Here is a 15,750-nt window from a genome sequence, read left to right on the forward strand (position 1 = left end):
AAATTGAAAACTTGAAAATGAGCATTAAAATTTCTATATACAAGGCCATAACACTAATACTGGTTGGTATAATTTCATTATCCTGTAATACCAATTCTGAAGGGCGTTATGAACGCACAAAAACAAATATTAATGATAATTGGTTGTATTTAGAGAACAATGCCAGTTCAATTGATGGTATACCGAGTAAAGAAAATTGGCAAAATATTAATTTACCACATACATGGAATGCGCTTGATGCCACCGACATAACTCCGGGTTACAGGCGAAGTGCCAGTTGGTATAAGAAGGAATTGGAAATTGATGAAGTTACACCCGGGCTAAAATATCAGTTGTATTTTGAAGGCGTAAATATTGAAAGTGAGGTTTATGTTAACGGAAAAAAAGTTGGTGGTCATATAGGAGGTTATATTGGTTTTAGGGTTGATATTACCGATGCTATTTCGTCAGGAAAAAATGACCTATTGGTACGTGCCGATAATACATATAACCCTGAAGTTATACCCTCCCAAAAAAGCGATTTTTTCATTTTTGGCGGTATCACCAGGGATGTTTGGTTAGAAACACTTCCCGAACAATACCTTTCAAATTTAAAGATCACAACCCCTAATGTTTCAAATGAAAGTGCCGACCTAATTGCCACGTTTGATGTAAATAACCCGAATGATAATGCAAAAATCAGAGCCACCTTAGTAGATACTGACGGAACCGAAATACAATCCAGAACAAAGGACGTTTTTGACTCTGAATGGGAATTTGGTTTCAATGACATGCGCAACATAACACTCTGGGATACGGATCATCCGAACCTTTATACATTTAGGTTACAACTTTTACTAAATGATAAGATTATAGATGAAATTTCAGAAAGTGTCGGATTCAGGTGGTTTGAGTTTAAAGACCATGGCGCATTTTACTTAAACGGTAAGCGATTATTGTTAAGAGGAACCCACAGACATGAAGAACATGCCGGTGTAGGGGCAGCGATGAGTAATGCACAACATAGGGCCGATATGGAGCTTATAAAGGATATGGGTGCTAACTTTGTTAGATTAGCTCATTATCCGCAAGACCCTGAAGTTTACAAAGCATGTGACGAATTGGGGCTTTTAGTGTGGGATGAATTACCCTGGTGCCGGGGCGGTGTTGGAAATGACGTTTGGAAAACCAATACGAAAACCATGTTAAAGGAAATTATTGAGCAAAATTATAACCACCCCAGTATTATCCTATGGTCCTTAGGAAATGAAATCTATTGGTTGCCGGATTTTGAAAACGGCGATGATAGCACAGAGATAAATAAATTTCTAAAAGCGCTTAATGACTACGCTCATGAACTGGATCATACAAGGAAAACAGCCATAAGAAAGTATTATGAAGGCGCGGATATTGTAGATGTATTTTCACCTTCCATTTGGTCCGGTTGGTATTCCGGAAGTTATAAAAGTTATCAAAAAGCTATAGATCTATACAAAAAAGAATACCCCCATTTTTTACACGCCGAATACGGAGGCTCCAGTCATTTAGGACGACATACCGAAAACCCCATCACCGGTGAGGGTAAAATTCAATCCGATGGATGGGAAGAGGCCATTGTGCAAACCGATATTGCAAATATTGCACAAATAGGAGATTGGAGTGAAAATTATATAGTTGATTTATTCGATTGGCATTTGCGAATTTCCGAAAATGATTCCACGTTTGTTGGAAATGTGCAATGGGCATTTAAAGATTTTGGTACGCCACTACGACCGGAAAATGCTATTCCATACATAAATCAAAAAGGATTGGTAGATAGAGCCGGGAATCCCAAAGATGCCTTTTACGTATTTAAAAGCTATTGGAGCAACGAGCCCTTTACATATATAGAATCTCACACATGGACAGAGCGACAAGGTCCAAAAGGAAAACTTAAAGACGTCAGTGTATATAGCAATTGTCCGGAGGTAGCGTTGTTTTTAAATGGCGAAAGCCTGGGAAGTAGGACACGTAATACTTTGGAATTTCCCGCTTCAGGTTTAAATTGGAGCGTGAAGTTTAAAGATGGAACGAATATTTTAAAAGCTATCGGGAAAACTAAAGAAGGAAAAACAGTTAGTGATGAGCTAAAAATAAGCTACCGTTATGTCAAAAATGGTAAAGCGAGCGCTCTAAAATTAGCACATAAAGAATTAGATAATGGCAATTACTTAATCACCGCTACCGCAGTAGACAACAACGGCCTTCGTTGTTTAGATTATGAAAAGCGCGTTTATTTTCAATGCTTAAATGGAGGCGAAGCAATTATAAGCCAGGGTACACCAACAGGTAGCGAAATTATTGAAATGGCAAACGGGCAAGCCTCGATAGAGGTTAAAAGATATAACAAGGTAGAGCCATTACAGGTTATGGTGTTAAATCAAAGTTTTAAAGGAACCTATTCAACGATAGATTAAAAAAGGCTTTCAAAAGCATGTTTGTCAACCTGAACTCGTTTCAGGTTCTCATAACGATTAATGATCAGCATGAGATTCTGAATCATACTTCGACTAAGCTCAGCACAGGAGTTCAGAATGACAGTTTCAGTATTTTTGAAAGCCTTTTTATATGGAATAGTCAAGGACTATATTTCCGCAGTTTCTTTGTTCAATATTTGGTCATAAATTTTACCGCCAATAAAGGTTGCTTTATCACCAAGGTTTCTTTGAATACGAATATTCTCGTTCCATTTAACCATACGTTCACTTCTGGCAAAGGATCCCACTTTTAACTGACCTGCATTGGTAGCCACCGCTAAATGCGAAATAAAAGCATCCTCGGTCTCACCGGACCTGGCAGAAACTACAGGTAACCATCCGGCACTTTGCGTAAGTTTAATGGCCTGTATTGTTTCAGTTACCGAGCCAATCTGATTCAATTTAATGAGCACCGAATTCGCCAGATTCTTGGCAATACCTTCTTTTATGCGTTCCATATTTGTGGTAAACAAGTCGTCTCCTATCACCTGTACCTTATTTCCGCAAACTTCCATAAAGCGTTTCCAGCTATCAAAATCGGTATCGGCAAAAGGGTCTTCAATAGAAATGATCGGGTATTTATTGCACCAGGAGATCATTAAATCGCAAAACGCATCCGGTGTAAATTCTTTATTATCCAATCTGAATCGATACTTCTCACCATCAAAAAGGTCACTGGCAGCAATATCCAACGAAATGGCCACATCTTTCCCCGCTACATAGCCGGCTTTTTCAACTGCTTCCAGAAATACTTCAAAAGGTTCTTCATTGGTTTCATAATCCGGCCACCAGCCACCTTCATCGGCAATACCAACACATTTTCCTCTGGCCTTCATGACCTCTCCCGCAGCATGATATATGTTGTGGGTCATTTCCAATGTTTCTTCATAGGTCTTTGCGCCTACTGCAATCACTAAATAATCTTGTATGTCGGTTGCCCAGGCGGCATGTGCTCCTCCTCCTAAAATCTGTATTTCATTTAATGGAATGAGATGACCTTCGCCATTGCCCAAATATTCATAAAGCGGAATGCCTTTAGCATTAGCTCCGGCATTAGCTACCGCCATGGATACGCCTAAGATAGCATTGGCCCCCAGGTTGGATTTATTAGGCGTACCATCTAAAGCTATCATGGTTTTATCAATCTGCTCCAATTCAAAAATAGAAGTGCCTTTCAGTGCTTCGGCTATAGTTGTTTTAACATTCCGAATGGCCTTAAAAACAGATTTTCCATGGAATAACTCTTTATTTCCATCTCTTAATTCCAAAGCTTCAAATTGTCCTGTTGAGGCTCCTGATGGCACCAATCCGTATCCTTTGATACCATTTTCTAAAGTGACCTCCACCTCCAATGTCGGAAAGCCCCTGGAGTCATAAATTTGATATGCATCAATGTTCTTTATTTTCATCTGTATATTTTTTTATTGTAATTTATTTAACCATTTAGTTTTAAATGCTTTTAAGTTTTTTGAACCCGCCGGTATTTCCTCACAAGCAAATGCTCTTATTACATCTTGTTGTTTGTTATTCAAATATTCCACAGGTGATTTACCATCCACTCTGGCCAACATGAGCATGGCCAGTAAATGGGTTAATCGTCGCTCAAATTCCGAGTCAATTAAGGCATGTGCTTCCTTCTTGTAGGCATGCCATATTTCCGTAAATAAATCTAAAACTGTTTCCGCATTTTCAGCATGTAACAACGCCTTTAAAGCAAAGTGATTTAAGAAAAAGGCTAAGTCGAAAACAGGATCGCCATACCAGGCCACTTCACAATCCAGAATCACCAATCTATCTGAATTTACCAAAATGTTTTTAGGGCTAAAATCCCCATGAACTAAACATTCCTTTTTTGAAGCCAACCTGGAAGCCTCCGCCTCAAAATAATGCCGTAATTCCGGATGCCGCTCCCCGGTTTTAAAAAGATAAGGTTCTATGCGCAGCTGTTTGAAACTATCGAGTGTATCAAATAACTTTTCTGCTTCCGGATCTCCTGCAGACTGAGAATGAATACGCCCCAATAAAGCACCTGCCTGTTGTGCATAGGCCTTACGAAACTGTTTATTTAAGAGCAAGGTCTTCCAATTCTCAAGACCATTTTCCAGCATTTCCATGCAGAAAAAGTGGTGCTCAGTATCCTTATATAAAATGCGCGGTACAGATTCGGGGAGAAACGCCCCTATATAAGTTAAAAAATGTTGCTCAGTAGTGTTTCGTTCAATATCGGCAAACCAATCGTCTTTAACTTTAAGTTTTTCCAAAGCGCGTTTTAAAACGAATCTGTTCTGACCGTCATCAATCAGTAAAATTTCGCAAGATACACCTCCCTTTAAAGGGGTAATGCCCGCTTCGGTTGAAACGAGCATACCCTTCTTATTTAAATACACTATTAATTCCTGAACGCTCATAGGACGTTTATCATCTATACTAATGCTTCAACAACTACAGGTTGCGCTATGGAGAGGCCCCGGGTGTAATCAAACAGTGTTTCAATACTATTCACGCCACCGCCGTTACCACTGCCATTTACACCGCCATATGGTAATCCATAGGCAAAAACGTTATGGGCATTTATCCAACTGTTTCCTGCTACCATTTCTTTGGCAACACGCTCTGCCCGAATGGCATCTTCTGTCCATACACTATTTGCCAAACCGTAGTCCAGGCTATTCACCTGCCGGATGGCATCGGCTTCATCTGCAAAGGTAGTAATGTAAGCTACAGGTCCGAAAATCTCTTCTTTAAAACAGATATTCTCTTCCGTTCCCTGCAATAATGTTGGTTCCATATAGTAACCTTGCACACCTTCAACATCCAAACGCTTGCCTCCAAAAATAACTTCAGCACCTTCTTCCTGACCTTTATTAATATAATCGAAAATACTGTTTAATTGTTTTTCACTCACTACAGGCCCCATGTCACTGGCATCGTCCATTCCGGGAGCTATATTGGTTTTAGAAAGTTCAATCTTCACTTTATCAATAAAGCTATCCACCGCGTTTTCATGAATGATCCAACGCGTAGCAGTACAACATACCTGACCGGTATTTAAGGTTATAGCTCCGGCTAAACCGGTAGCGGCATTATCCAAATCGGCATCGTCAAAAACCACAGCGGCGCCTTTGCCTCCTAATTCTAGTTTAACAGGCTTCAAATTAAACCCGCAATTCTGACCAATGGTCTTACCTACTTCTGACGAACCGGTGAATGACACACATTTCACTTTAGGGTGTTTGGTTAACACATCCCCGGCTTCGGCTCCACTGGCGGGGACAATATTAATGACGCCTTCAGGGAAACCGGCTTCCTGGGCTAAGGTTCCAAGATACAATGTGCTCAATGGTGTTAAAGCGGCCGGTTTAATGACTACCGTATTTCCTGCGGCCAACGCAGGGCCAATACCCCACATACAAAGGGTTAAAGGAAAGTTCCACGGAAAGATAAATGCTACGACACCATAAGGTAATCGGACAGATTTACCGGATACACCATCCAAATTTAAAACCTGTTCAAAGGCTTTGTTTTCTATCAGATTGGCATAATAACGTAACGATTCTATACCAAATGGTACATCAAATCCCCTGGCGTTGTTTACAGACTTACCTACGTCTAAGGCCTCTAACTGTGCCAGTTCCTCAGCATCTCTTTCACATAGATCAGCCAACTTATGAAGTAATGCGGCGCGTTCTTTAGCACTCGTATTCCGCCATGTTTTAAAAGCTTCATCTGCTTTCTCTACTGCTTTAACAGTATCGCTTGCAGTGGCCCTACTCACCTTGCCCAATGCTGCTTGCGTTGAAGGGTCTTCTACCTGAAAAACTAGGTTTTCAGAGTTCTGTAGCCAAGATCCACCAATTAAAAAAGGAATAGGGTCCTGGCTTAAAAATGATTTTACTTTAGTTGTATACGCAATCATGTCTTATATAGTTTAGTTCTACTTATCGTTAAACAGGTTCTCACCTTATAGTTCCCAATATTCATATAGTACATTAAATGTGATTCTCTAAATTTCTTAACCGGAATAAAACTTTAAGTTAAAAGTGATTGAATTAAAGTTAGACAATACTCATAAAACACTATATAATAAAGGATTAAAAAAATTATCCCGGAATATTAATTTTCGAATTGTATCAAAATTAATTAAAACATAAAGGTTCTTTAAATCCTATACATCACAGTTTGTATACTATTTTGTCGTTTGGATATAAAACTATAAGCAATGGTTATAGAGGGCTTTTACGAAGTCCGGCATAAATAGTTTTTCTTGAAAAGTTCCGGGGCATGGATCCTGCCTTCAAAATATTATCTGTTGTAAATAATCACAAAGACCTTAGCACTTATGTTGTATTAGCACATATAATACAAATAATGCAACAAAAGTTTTAACATAAGCAGTATTCCTGTTAATTCTAATTAGTAGTAAGGCGTAGATTTACCCAACATTCTTAAGGAAAAATATAGAGTAATACTTAATTCCAACATTTACAAAAAACATGAAGCCTTTACACGAAAAACTCAAAAACCCGATTTATTTATTTCTTATTACAGTATTATATGGTTGTATCCTAAATGCGCAATCAAAAAGTATCGATAATATCCAACAAAACAATATGGAAACCAGTATAAATAACATTATAAAACAATTGACCCTGGAAGAGAAAGTGGTCATGTGTCACGCCCAATCAAAGTTTAGCACCAAAGGCGTTGAACGATTAGGCATTCCTGAAATTTGGATGGCTGACGGTCCGCATGGTGTAAGAGCAGAGATTAGTTGGGACTCCTGGGCCTATGCCGGATGGACCAATGATTCCATTACAGCATTTCCTGCATTAACTTGTTTGGCAGCAACTTTTAACCCTGAATTAGCCGGCGATTATGGATTCAGCCTGGGGGAAGAAGCCAGATACCGAAAAAAAGATGTATTACTTGGCCCCGGCGTTAATATATACAGAACCCCAATGAATGGCAGAAACTTTGAATATATGGGAGAAGATCCTTTTTTAGCATCTACCATGGTGGTACCTTATATACAAGGCGTTCAAAAAAATGGTGTTGCCGCTTGTGTAAAACACTTTGCTTTAAACAACCAGGAACATTGGCGAGATAAAATAAATGTAGAAGCCAGTGACAGGGCTCTACATGAAATTTATTTACCTGCTTTTAAGGCCGCTGTACAAGAAGCGGATGTGTGGGCTGTAATGGGTGCTTATAATAAGTTTAGAGGACAATACACGACGCACCATGAACTATTGATCAATAAGATTTTAAAAGGTGATTGGGCGTATGATGGTGTGGTCATCAGTGACTGGAGTTCAGCCCACGATACTATGGAGGCCGCTAATAACGGATTAGATATTGAAATGGGAACCGGAACAGATGGTTTAGGGACCACCACCCTAAATCATTATGCCAATTATTTCTTAGCAAATCCCTTCCTTGAAAAGCTTAAGAGCGGAGCGATATCAGAATCTGTATTAGATGATAAAGTACGTCGTGTTTTAAGACTTCGTTTTCGCACCAATTTAAGTAAAAACAGACCCTTGGGAAGAGCCAACAATGTAGAACATCATGAGGTAGCCAGAAAAGTGGCAACAGAAGGTATCGTGTTACTAAAGAATGATAATAATTTCTTCCCGATAAAAGATGATAAAGATTTGACTATAGCCATTATAGGTGAAAATGCAACCAGATCCATGACAGCCGGAGGCGGGTCTTCAGAGTTAAAGCCAAAATTTGAAATTTCTCCTTTGGAAGGTATCAAAGCGCGTTATAAAAACGCCAGAATTTTGCATTCTATGGGCTATGAAACGGGGCCTTCCGAATATGCTAAAGTCAATCCGCCGTCTTTAGACCAGGATTCTCTAAAGGCTGAGGCCATCAAACTAGCAAAGAAAGCTGATATTGTACTATTTGTTGGTGGATTAAATAAGAGCCATTTACAGGATTGTGAAGGTGATGACAGACAACAGTACGGCCTTCCGTTTGGTCAGGAAGATTTGATCAGAGCGATTTCAAAAGTCAATCAAAATGTTGGGTTTATTCTTTTAACAGGTAATGCTGTTGAAATGCCCTGGTTAGATCATGTAAAAGGTGTAATGCAAGCCTGGTATTTAGGCAGTATGGCAGGCCATGCTATGGCTGATGTTATTAGCGGTGATGTTAATCCTTCAGGTAAATTACCATTCACATTCCCTAAAAAATTAGAAGATAATGGTGCGCATTCTTTTGGAGAAACCTCCTATCCCGGAGTGAATTTGACCCAACATTATAAAGAAGATATTTTAGTGGGATACAGATGGCACGACACAAAACATATTGATCCGCTTTATGCATTTGGCTACGGCATGTCCTATACGTCGTTTGAAATTGAAAACATTAAATCCGACAAAGAAAATTACCATCAAAATGACAATATAATTGTAACTTGTAATGTAACAAATACAGGAGCTAAATCCGGAGCCGAAGTCGTTCAGGTTTACATAGGCAAGCCAAAATCTAAAGTTGATCGGGCTTTAAAAGAATTAAAAGGATTTCAAAAAGTAACCTTAGAGCCAGGTCATGGAACCCATTTAAATATTGAAGTTCCCGTTAGTTCTTTAGCTTATTATGATGAAACGCTTTCTGATTGGGTTGTTGAAAAAGGGAATTATTTAATTCATGTGGGGAATGCATCCAACAACATTTCTAAAAAAATTAAAATAAATATTAAATAGAAGTATTAATAGCTTTGTAATAAAGGAACCTGGTGGATCAAATTCCATCAAAAAACAGGCATACTAATGATTGATCCCTTATTGATTTTTTCTGTTCTGATTGGTGTCTCTGTTTTACTTTTTCTTATTCTTAAACTTAGGATCCAAGCTTTTATTGCGCTGTTAATTGCCAGTATTGTTACCGGAATTGTGGCTGGCATGAACCCTGAAGATATTATTACTACCATGCAAGAAGGGATGGGTAGTACCCTGGGGTTTGTAGCGGTGGTAGTTGGCTTGGGAGCCATGTTCGGTGCCATTTTGGAATACTCAGGCGGTGCAGAGGCATTGGCCGGTTATCTGTTAAATAAGTTTGGAGAAAAGAACGCTTCGTGGGCTTTGGTAATCTCAGGTTTTTTTATTGCTATTCCAGTATTTTTCGATGTAGCGTTTATTATTTTGGTGCCGTTGATATATTCTTTACAGCGAAAAACAAAAAAATCCATCCTGCTTTATGCCATACCCCTCCTTGCCGGCTTAGCAGTTACACACGCCTACATCCCACCTACGCCAGGCCCTGTTGCCGTAGCCGATATATTAAAGGCAGATCTTGGCTGGGTCATTTTATTTGGTTTTATCACCGGTATTCCAACTGCTATTTTAAGCGGCCCCGTTTTTGCCAGATATATTTCAAAGAAGATCCATGTGGAAGCTCCAAAAATTTATGCAGATAAAGAGGACGTTAAAAACTATCCCGGTATAGGTTTAATACTTTCTATAATTGGAATTCCCATTGTATTGATCGTAGGAAACACGGTTTTAAACAGTCCGTTATTTCCGGAAGGAACTATTTCTGACAGTTTAAAATTATGGCTTAAAATGATTGGACACCCCTTTACAGCTCTAATTATTGCCAATCTTATGGCCTGGTATTTATTGGGCTTAAAAAGAGGGGTTAAAAAGGAGCCGTTGTTAAAGATCACCACCAAATCCATGGAGTCCGCTGGCGTCATTATTTTATTAACCGGGGCGGGTGGCGTTTTTAAACAGATGTTGGTTAATACAGGAACAGGAGAAATGCTGGCCAATTACTTTGCCGATAAGGGAATAAGCATCCTTCTTTTTGCTTTTGTAGCTGCCGCTATAGTTAGGATCCTTCAGGGTTCCGCTACGGTTGCTATGATCACTTCAGCCGGAATAACTGCGCCCCTTCTGGGTTTAGACACTTCAGACATTGATAAAGCTCTATTGGTTATTGCTATTGCTTCGGGAGCATCTATTTTATCTCACGTAAATGATAGCGGGTTTTGGCTGGTAAGTAAATACCTTGGCATTACCGAAAAACAAACGTTCAGAAGCTGGACCGTAATGACCACTATTGTTGCTCTTGTAGGGTTTTCTTCGGTCTTTATTTGTTCTTTAATTTTTTAGCCCACACGCTTTCAATTTAAAACTTTAATGAATTGAAAGTCATCATTGTTTTTGGCAACTATGATGTATTTCTTATTATTAATTATGATCTCTTTCATATCTTTTACATCGCCCGGAGCGTAAAATCCGCTTTTCATAACGGGCACACTATTAAATTGGCCCTGGCCATTTCCTTTTAAAAACAGTCCGTAACTGGCATCGTTCCTTGGGGTTTCCACTTCAGAATTATATAGGTTTCCGGCTATTAGAGCATCCAAATGGCCATCTTTATCATAATCATTTACCAATATACCATTGATGCTGGAAAATTGGCTTTCAACTGGAAGTTCATGAATAATGAAGGCGCCGTTGTCATTCTCCAAATAAATACTGGCAAAAGATTTGACCTGGTAATGTAATGCGTTTTCCAGGTTTTCTTTTCCGTAAACATCAACTAAAGTAGCTTCAGAGAAACCCTGATAGTTTTTAAATTTTTGCTTTATTCCCGGTATTTGCTGTGAGGAGCATTCCCGTCCTCTTAGCGGGTATTGTTCTCCTTCGTTATAATAACTTAAAACAATATCCTGCTGATTATTCTTATCAAAATCATTCGCGTAAATATCAAAGGTTTCGTCCTCGGTGGCTTTGTATTTATAGTTTAACCCGTTGTTACCGATAATGTAATCCATATCACCGTCCTGATCAAAATCACCCTGGTTTATATTCCACCACCAACCTCTGGTATCATTGGTTAACCCATAGGCTTCTGAAACATCCTTAAATGTGCCTTTATTATTTTCAAAAACCTTGACAGGCATCCATTCGCCAACTATGATAATATCTTGCCAGGAGTCCTTATTAAAATCGGTAATAACAGCACTTGTAGCCATTCCTAAATCTTTAAAAAATGGTGCTATTTGCTCTGTTACGTTTTCAAAGTTCACAGCGGACTCATCAGACCTGTTTTTTAATAAATAGCTGGAGGCAGGAGCCGGATATTTTCCGGGGATCTGCCTTCCTAAAACAAGCAAGTCTTTTTTACCGTCTTTATTATAGTCTAATTCCAAAACTTTAGAACCACTGGAATAAAATTTGGGCAACGCATCTTTTGCTTTTTTGAAATGTCCCTGTCCATCATTTAAATATATCCTGTCCTGTAACATTTCCGACTGTTCAGCATACTCATAACCACCGCTTACTACGTATAAATCCTGATCGCCGTCATTATCGGCATCAAAGAATAAAGCACCTAAGTCTTCCGATAGTTTATCTTTTTCTATGGCTTCAATACGATGTTCATTAAACCCTGATGGATGTTGTACATACATGCTTGCCGGCAACCCAAAAGAACCTCCTATAAAATAATCATCTAACCCATCATTATTAATGTCTGCCACAGCTAAAGCCGGCCCAAGTGTTGACATTTTATGAGGTAATAAAACCTGTTTATCAAAATCATTAACATCGTTTTCCTGATGCCTATGATTTGGAAATATATTTTGAGACGTTGCAAAGACCTGTTGCGAATGATCTGTTTTAACCAATTCTGCCCCCGTAACCTCTGAATATTGAATGATTAATTCCTGATTTACTGCAATGTTTTTTAACAACTGGGTGTTTCCGTTATGCCATATAATCTTTAAGCTATCTATCTGTGTGTTTTGGCCCAGTCCGAAATGCAATTTGGGTGCTACGGATGACTGAAACCCCCTTGTTAAGGTTAATTCCTGTACCTGTGTATTATTTTGAGAGTACAAATAAACACGATTGCCCAAACCAAATTTGTTATTAGAATCACCCCTAAATTTTACTTGCAAATAGTTGTTTTGATCACTCTTATTTTCAAAAAGCGTAGCTTCTTCATCAATATTATTTATAATGATCTCTAAATCACCATCATTGTCTAAGTCTGCATATACCGCACCGTTTGAAAAGCCTTTATGTTCAATCCCCCAATTTTTATTTACACGCTCAAAACCTAAATTGCCTGAATTTCTGAACATCACATTGTCTATCTTTTCAGAAGGTATCATATTGGTTTTTTCTAAAAGCGAGTATTTATCGAATTCTTTGTTCCCTATGTTATTAAAGAAATCTTTGTTGTTAACTTCTCTTCTGGTACCATTGGTAACAAACAAGTCTTTGAGCCCGTCATTATCAAAATCCGCAATTAAAGGCCCCCAACTCCAATCGGTAGATGAAGTCCCTGACAGCCTTGATATGTTAGAAAATTTTGGAACCCCGTTTTCCAATAAACCTGAATTTAGCTGCAAACTATTTTGCATGTATTGGTAATGAAATCCGTAAAAAACGGTTTCAAAAAAAAGCCTGGGATTCATACTTGCCATATTAGCCTTTTGACGCCGGTTGTTATCAGAATCCATATCAACCTGGAAAATATCCAGCAAACCATCATTATTAATATCGGCAATATCAATGCCCATACCGTAAAAAGCCGTCTGAGAAGTGGCTTCTTTCACAACTTCTTTAAAGGTACCGTCATGATTGTTTATATAAAAGAAATCCGGAATACTGTAATCATTGGAGACATATAGGTCCTGCCACCCGTCATTATTGATATCCGCTGCCGTGACTCCTAATGAAAAACTATAATTTTTTACACCGGCTGCTTCTGTAACGTCAGTAAAGGTGTCCCCGTCATTTCTATATAGTTTATCGGACTCCTGGTCTGTAACATTGTCCATTCTGTTTTTGTAGACCATGTTTGAGGTTGACGGATGTGCCATAGGATAATTGGCAACATACAGATCCAGATCACCATCATTGTCATAATCAAAAAAACTGGCCTGAACAGAATTAGCCGTATCATCAATGTTATATTGTTTGGCTTTTTCAGTAAATGAGAGATCTTTATTGTTGATAAATAGCTGGTTGTTCTTAACGCCATCTTTTCCTGCAACAGAACAGTAAATGTCTAAATAACCGTCGTTATTTACATCCGCCATGGTAACACCTGTATACCACCTGTCATCCCCTGTTATATTGGCCTTTTGAGAGATGTCTTCAAATTGCAGGTTACCTTTATTTAAGTATAGTTTATTTTTTACCTGGTTGCCTGTAAAGAAAATATCCTCTAACCCATCATTATTGATGTCGCCCACAGCAACGCCACCACCCATATAGATGGACGTGTATTTGAAATAATTTAAAGAATCGGTTTCCTGTAAATTATTGCTAAAGTGAATATTGGTTTTGCTCGAAGGCACTTTATTGAATAGCGTGTTGCTATGGCCGTTATCCTTTTTAGATGTACAGCCGGCAACTAATAACAAAACTAAAATGAAGAAAACTCTAAGCATAACATTATTTTATTATGGTAATATTCCGTTTGCGTTTTGATTAAATTCTGTCAATTCGAGTGAATTTTACGATTGAAATAAGTAAAATTTGTATCGAGAATAAGAATTTTTAGCTTTTTAGGGAGTTCTCGATACGATTTTTCATGCCTCAAAATCACTCGAACTGACATAAAATACCATTTTGATTCAAAATTCACAACGGGTTGTAATATAAAAAATAAAGCAGTATGGGATTTACCACACTGCTTTTTATTCCAAGTAAAAAACTAAACAAAATTACTCAAAACTTAGTATCCCGGGTTCTGGTCTGCTACTGTTAATTCAGAGTTCTTATCTATTTCTGTGATAGGAATAGGGAACAAATCATTTGTAGAAGTATAGCCAGTTCCTGAAAGTTCGGTAGAAGCTCTGCCCCAACGTACTAAATCCCAAAAACGTTGGCCTTCATGTGCTAATTCTAAAAACTTTTCGCTAACAATGGCTTCAAATAAGTCAGTACCGGATAAGGTAGCGCTTACATCTGCCAAACCAGCTCTATTTCTTACTTTGTTTAACTCGGTTCTGGCATTTGAGTCCTGTCCTGCCTGATTATACGCCTCTGCAGCAAGTAATAATACTTCGGCATAACGGAACAGTCTGAAGTTCGTACTATAGTTTAATTCTCTAACGCCTCCGGGACTGGTGTCTTCTGCTTTTGTAGCATATTTAATTCTTATAGCACCTTCATAATCCCAAATAGATCCGCCAGTAGCAGCAGATGGGTCAACGGCACCTCCGGCAGCTATTAATTCAGCTTCTGTCATCAGGGTAGCAGCTTTTCTGTTAACATCACCGGCAGCATCAAATGCACTAGCCAATTTTGCAGTGGGTAAGTTAAAGCCCCAACCATTTAAAAGCCCGGTTCCTGTTAGGTCAAAAATACCGTCACCTCTGGGGCCCATAAGTTGAATATGAAGATTGCTTTCATTTCTTCCGCCCCAGGCAATATTACCCCAATCTCTTGCTGTAGTTGAAACAAATCCTAATTCAAATAATGATTCAATCCCAAATTCATTGTTGATGCTCCATACGTCTGCCGGATTAGGTTCCAGGTCGTGAGCAGCATTAGAAATGACACTTTGAAAATGTGGAATGGCTTCAGAATATTTTTCCTGGAAAACCAATACTTTGCCCATTAAAGCTTCAGCAGTTCCTTTTGATACCCTAAAGTTATCTGATAGGGCTGCCTTGTCCGGTAAAGACGCAATAGCATCGGTTAAATCACTTTCTATCTGAGCATAGACAGCAGATCTTGGAGACTTTGCAAGCCCAAAATCTTCCGCCACTTCCGGCACTGTTAATCTTAAAGGAATATCTCCAAACATGGTTGTTAGCTCAAAAAAGCACCAGGCTCTCATAAATTTAGCCTCGGCCAACGCTCTGTCTTTATTACTTAAACTACTGTCTTTAATATTTTCAATAACCAAGTTAGATAAGGCAATCGTTCTATAGAACAGATCCCAGATACTTGCTATGGAAGCATTAGATGAAGACACATCAGTATAATCATCAATATCCTGTAATTGCTGCTGATCTCCGGAGTTACCGCCTGCAGCATTAGCATCATCCCCGGGTAACAGTTTTACAAAATAAGCACTGTGCCAATCTCTACTATAATTGTGTTGCATGAGATCATAGATACCAATGATGGCAGTTTCTACATTCGCTTCTTCAAGAAAATAAGTATCCAGATCTTCTACGTTCAATCTCGGATTGGTAGTAAATTCATCATCACAGGAGAACGTCCCTAAAAAGGCTATAGCTATAAATGTTAATATTACTTTTTTCATAATT

Annotated in this window: 8 protein-coding genes; 3 read left to right on the top strand and 5 right to left on the bottom strand. The window is 38.6% G+C overall.

Annotated elements, in window-relative coordinates; translation table 11 throughout:
- Positions 1 to 17 precede the first annotated feature (17 nt).
- The gene (locus Q0983_RS07485; protein ID WP_299550829.1) at positions 18 to 2,435 is read left to right on the top strand and encodes a glycoside hydrolase family 2 TIM barrel-domain containing protein; all 2,418 of its coding nucleotides are present in this window, start codon (positions 18 to 20) and stop codon (positions 2,433 to 2,435) included.
- Between the two features lie 167 nt (positions 2,436 to 2,602).
- Here the strand turns inward: Q0983_RS07485 and eno are convergent, their stop codons facing one another.
- Genes eno through Q0983_RS07500 form a run of 3 tightly spaced genes read right to left on the bottom strand, consistent with a single transcriptional unit; the run spans position 2,603 to position 6,411 of the window.
- Complete coding sequence (gene eno / locus Q0983_RS07490) at positions 2,603 to 3,904, bottom strand: phosphopyruvate hydratase (protein ID WP_299550831.1); 1,302 nt, start codon at positions 3,902 to 3,904, stop codon at positions 2,603 to 2,605.
- Between the two features lie 12 nt (positions 3,905 to 3,916).
- Positions 3,917 to 4,903 (bottom strand): aminoglycoside phosphotransferase family protein, encoded by a 987-nt coding sequence (locus tag Q0983_RS07495; protein WP_299550833.1) that lies wholly within the window; start codon positions 4,901 to 4,903, stop codon positions 3,917 to 3,919.
- 14 nt (positions 4,904 to 4,917) lie between these two features.
- Positions 4,918 to 6,411: an aldehyde dehydrogenase family protein gene (locus Q0983_RS07500; RefSeq protein ID WP_299550835.1), complete on the bottom strand. Its 1,494-nt coding sequence runs from the start codon at positions 6,409 to 6,411 to the stop codon at positions 4,918 to 4,920.
- Between the two features lie 577 nt (positions 6,412 to 6,988).
- On the opposite strand from Q0983_RS07500, the gene Q0983_RS07505 reads away from it, so the two are divergent.
- Together Q0983_RS07505 and Q0983_RS07510 are read left to right on the top strand one after the other, a co-directional pair.
- Complete coding sequence (locus Q0983_RS07505; RefSeq protein ID WP_299550837.1) at positions 6,989 to 9,208, top strand: glycoside hydrolase family 3 C-terminal domain-containing protein; 2,220 nt, start codon at positions 6,989 to 6,991, stop codon at positions 9,206 to 9,208.
- 66 nt (positions 9,209 to 9,274) lie between these two features.
- Positions 9,275 to 10,618 (top strand): gluconate:H+ symporter, encoded by a 1,344-nt coding sequence (locus tag Q0983_RS07510; RefSeq protein WP_299550839.1) that lies wholly within the window; start codon positions 9,275 to 9,277, stop codon positions 10,616 to 10,618.
- Positions 10,619 to 10,629: 11 nt separating this feature from the next.
- On the opposite strand, the gene Q0983_RS07515 is transcribed toward Q0983_RS07510, so the two are convergent.
- Together Q0983_RS07515 and Q0983_RS07520 are read right to left on the bottom strand one after the other, a co-directional pair.
- The gene (locus Q0983_RS07515; RefSeq protein ID WP_299550842.1) at positions 10,630 to 13,917 is read right to left on the bottom strand and encodes a VCBS repeat-containing protein; all 3,288 of its coding nucleotides are present in this window, start codon (positions 13,915 to 13,917) and stop codon (positions 10,630 to 10,632) included.
- A 287-nt stretch (positions 13,918 to 14,204) separates the two neighbouring features.
- The gene (locus Q0983_RS07520) at positions 14,205 to 15,746 is read right to left on the bottom strand and encodes a RagB/SusD family nutrient uptake outer membrane protein (RefSeq protein WP_299550844.1); all 1,542 of its coding nucleotides are present in this window, start codon (positions 15,744 to 15,746) and stop codon (positions 14,205 to 14,207) included.
- Between the last annotated feature and the right edge of the window lie 4 nt (positions 15,747 to 15,750).

Origin of the sequence: Seonamhaeicola sp. (assembly GCF_028281565.1) — a bacterium.
Classification (GTDB): Bacteria; Bacteroidota; Bacteroidia; order Flavobacteriales; family Flavobacteriaceae; genus Seonamhaeicola.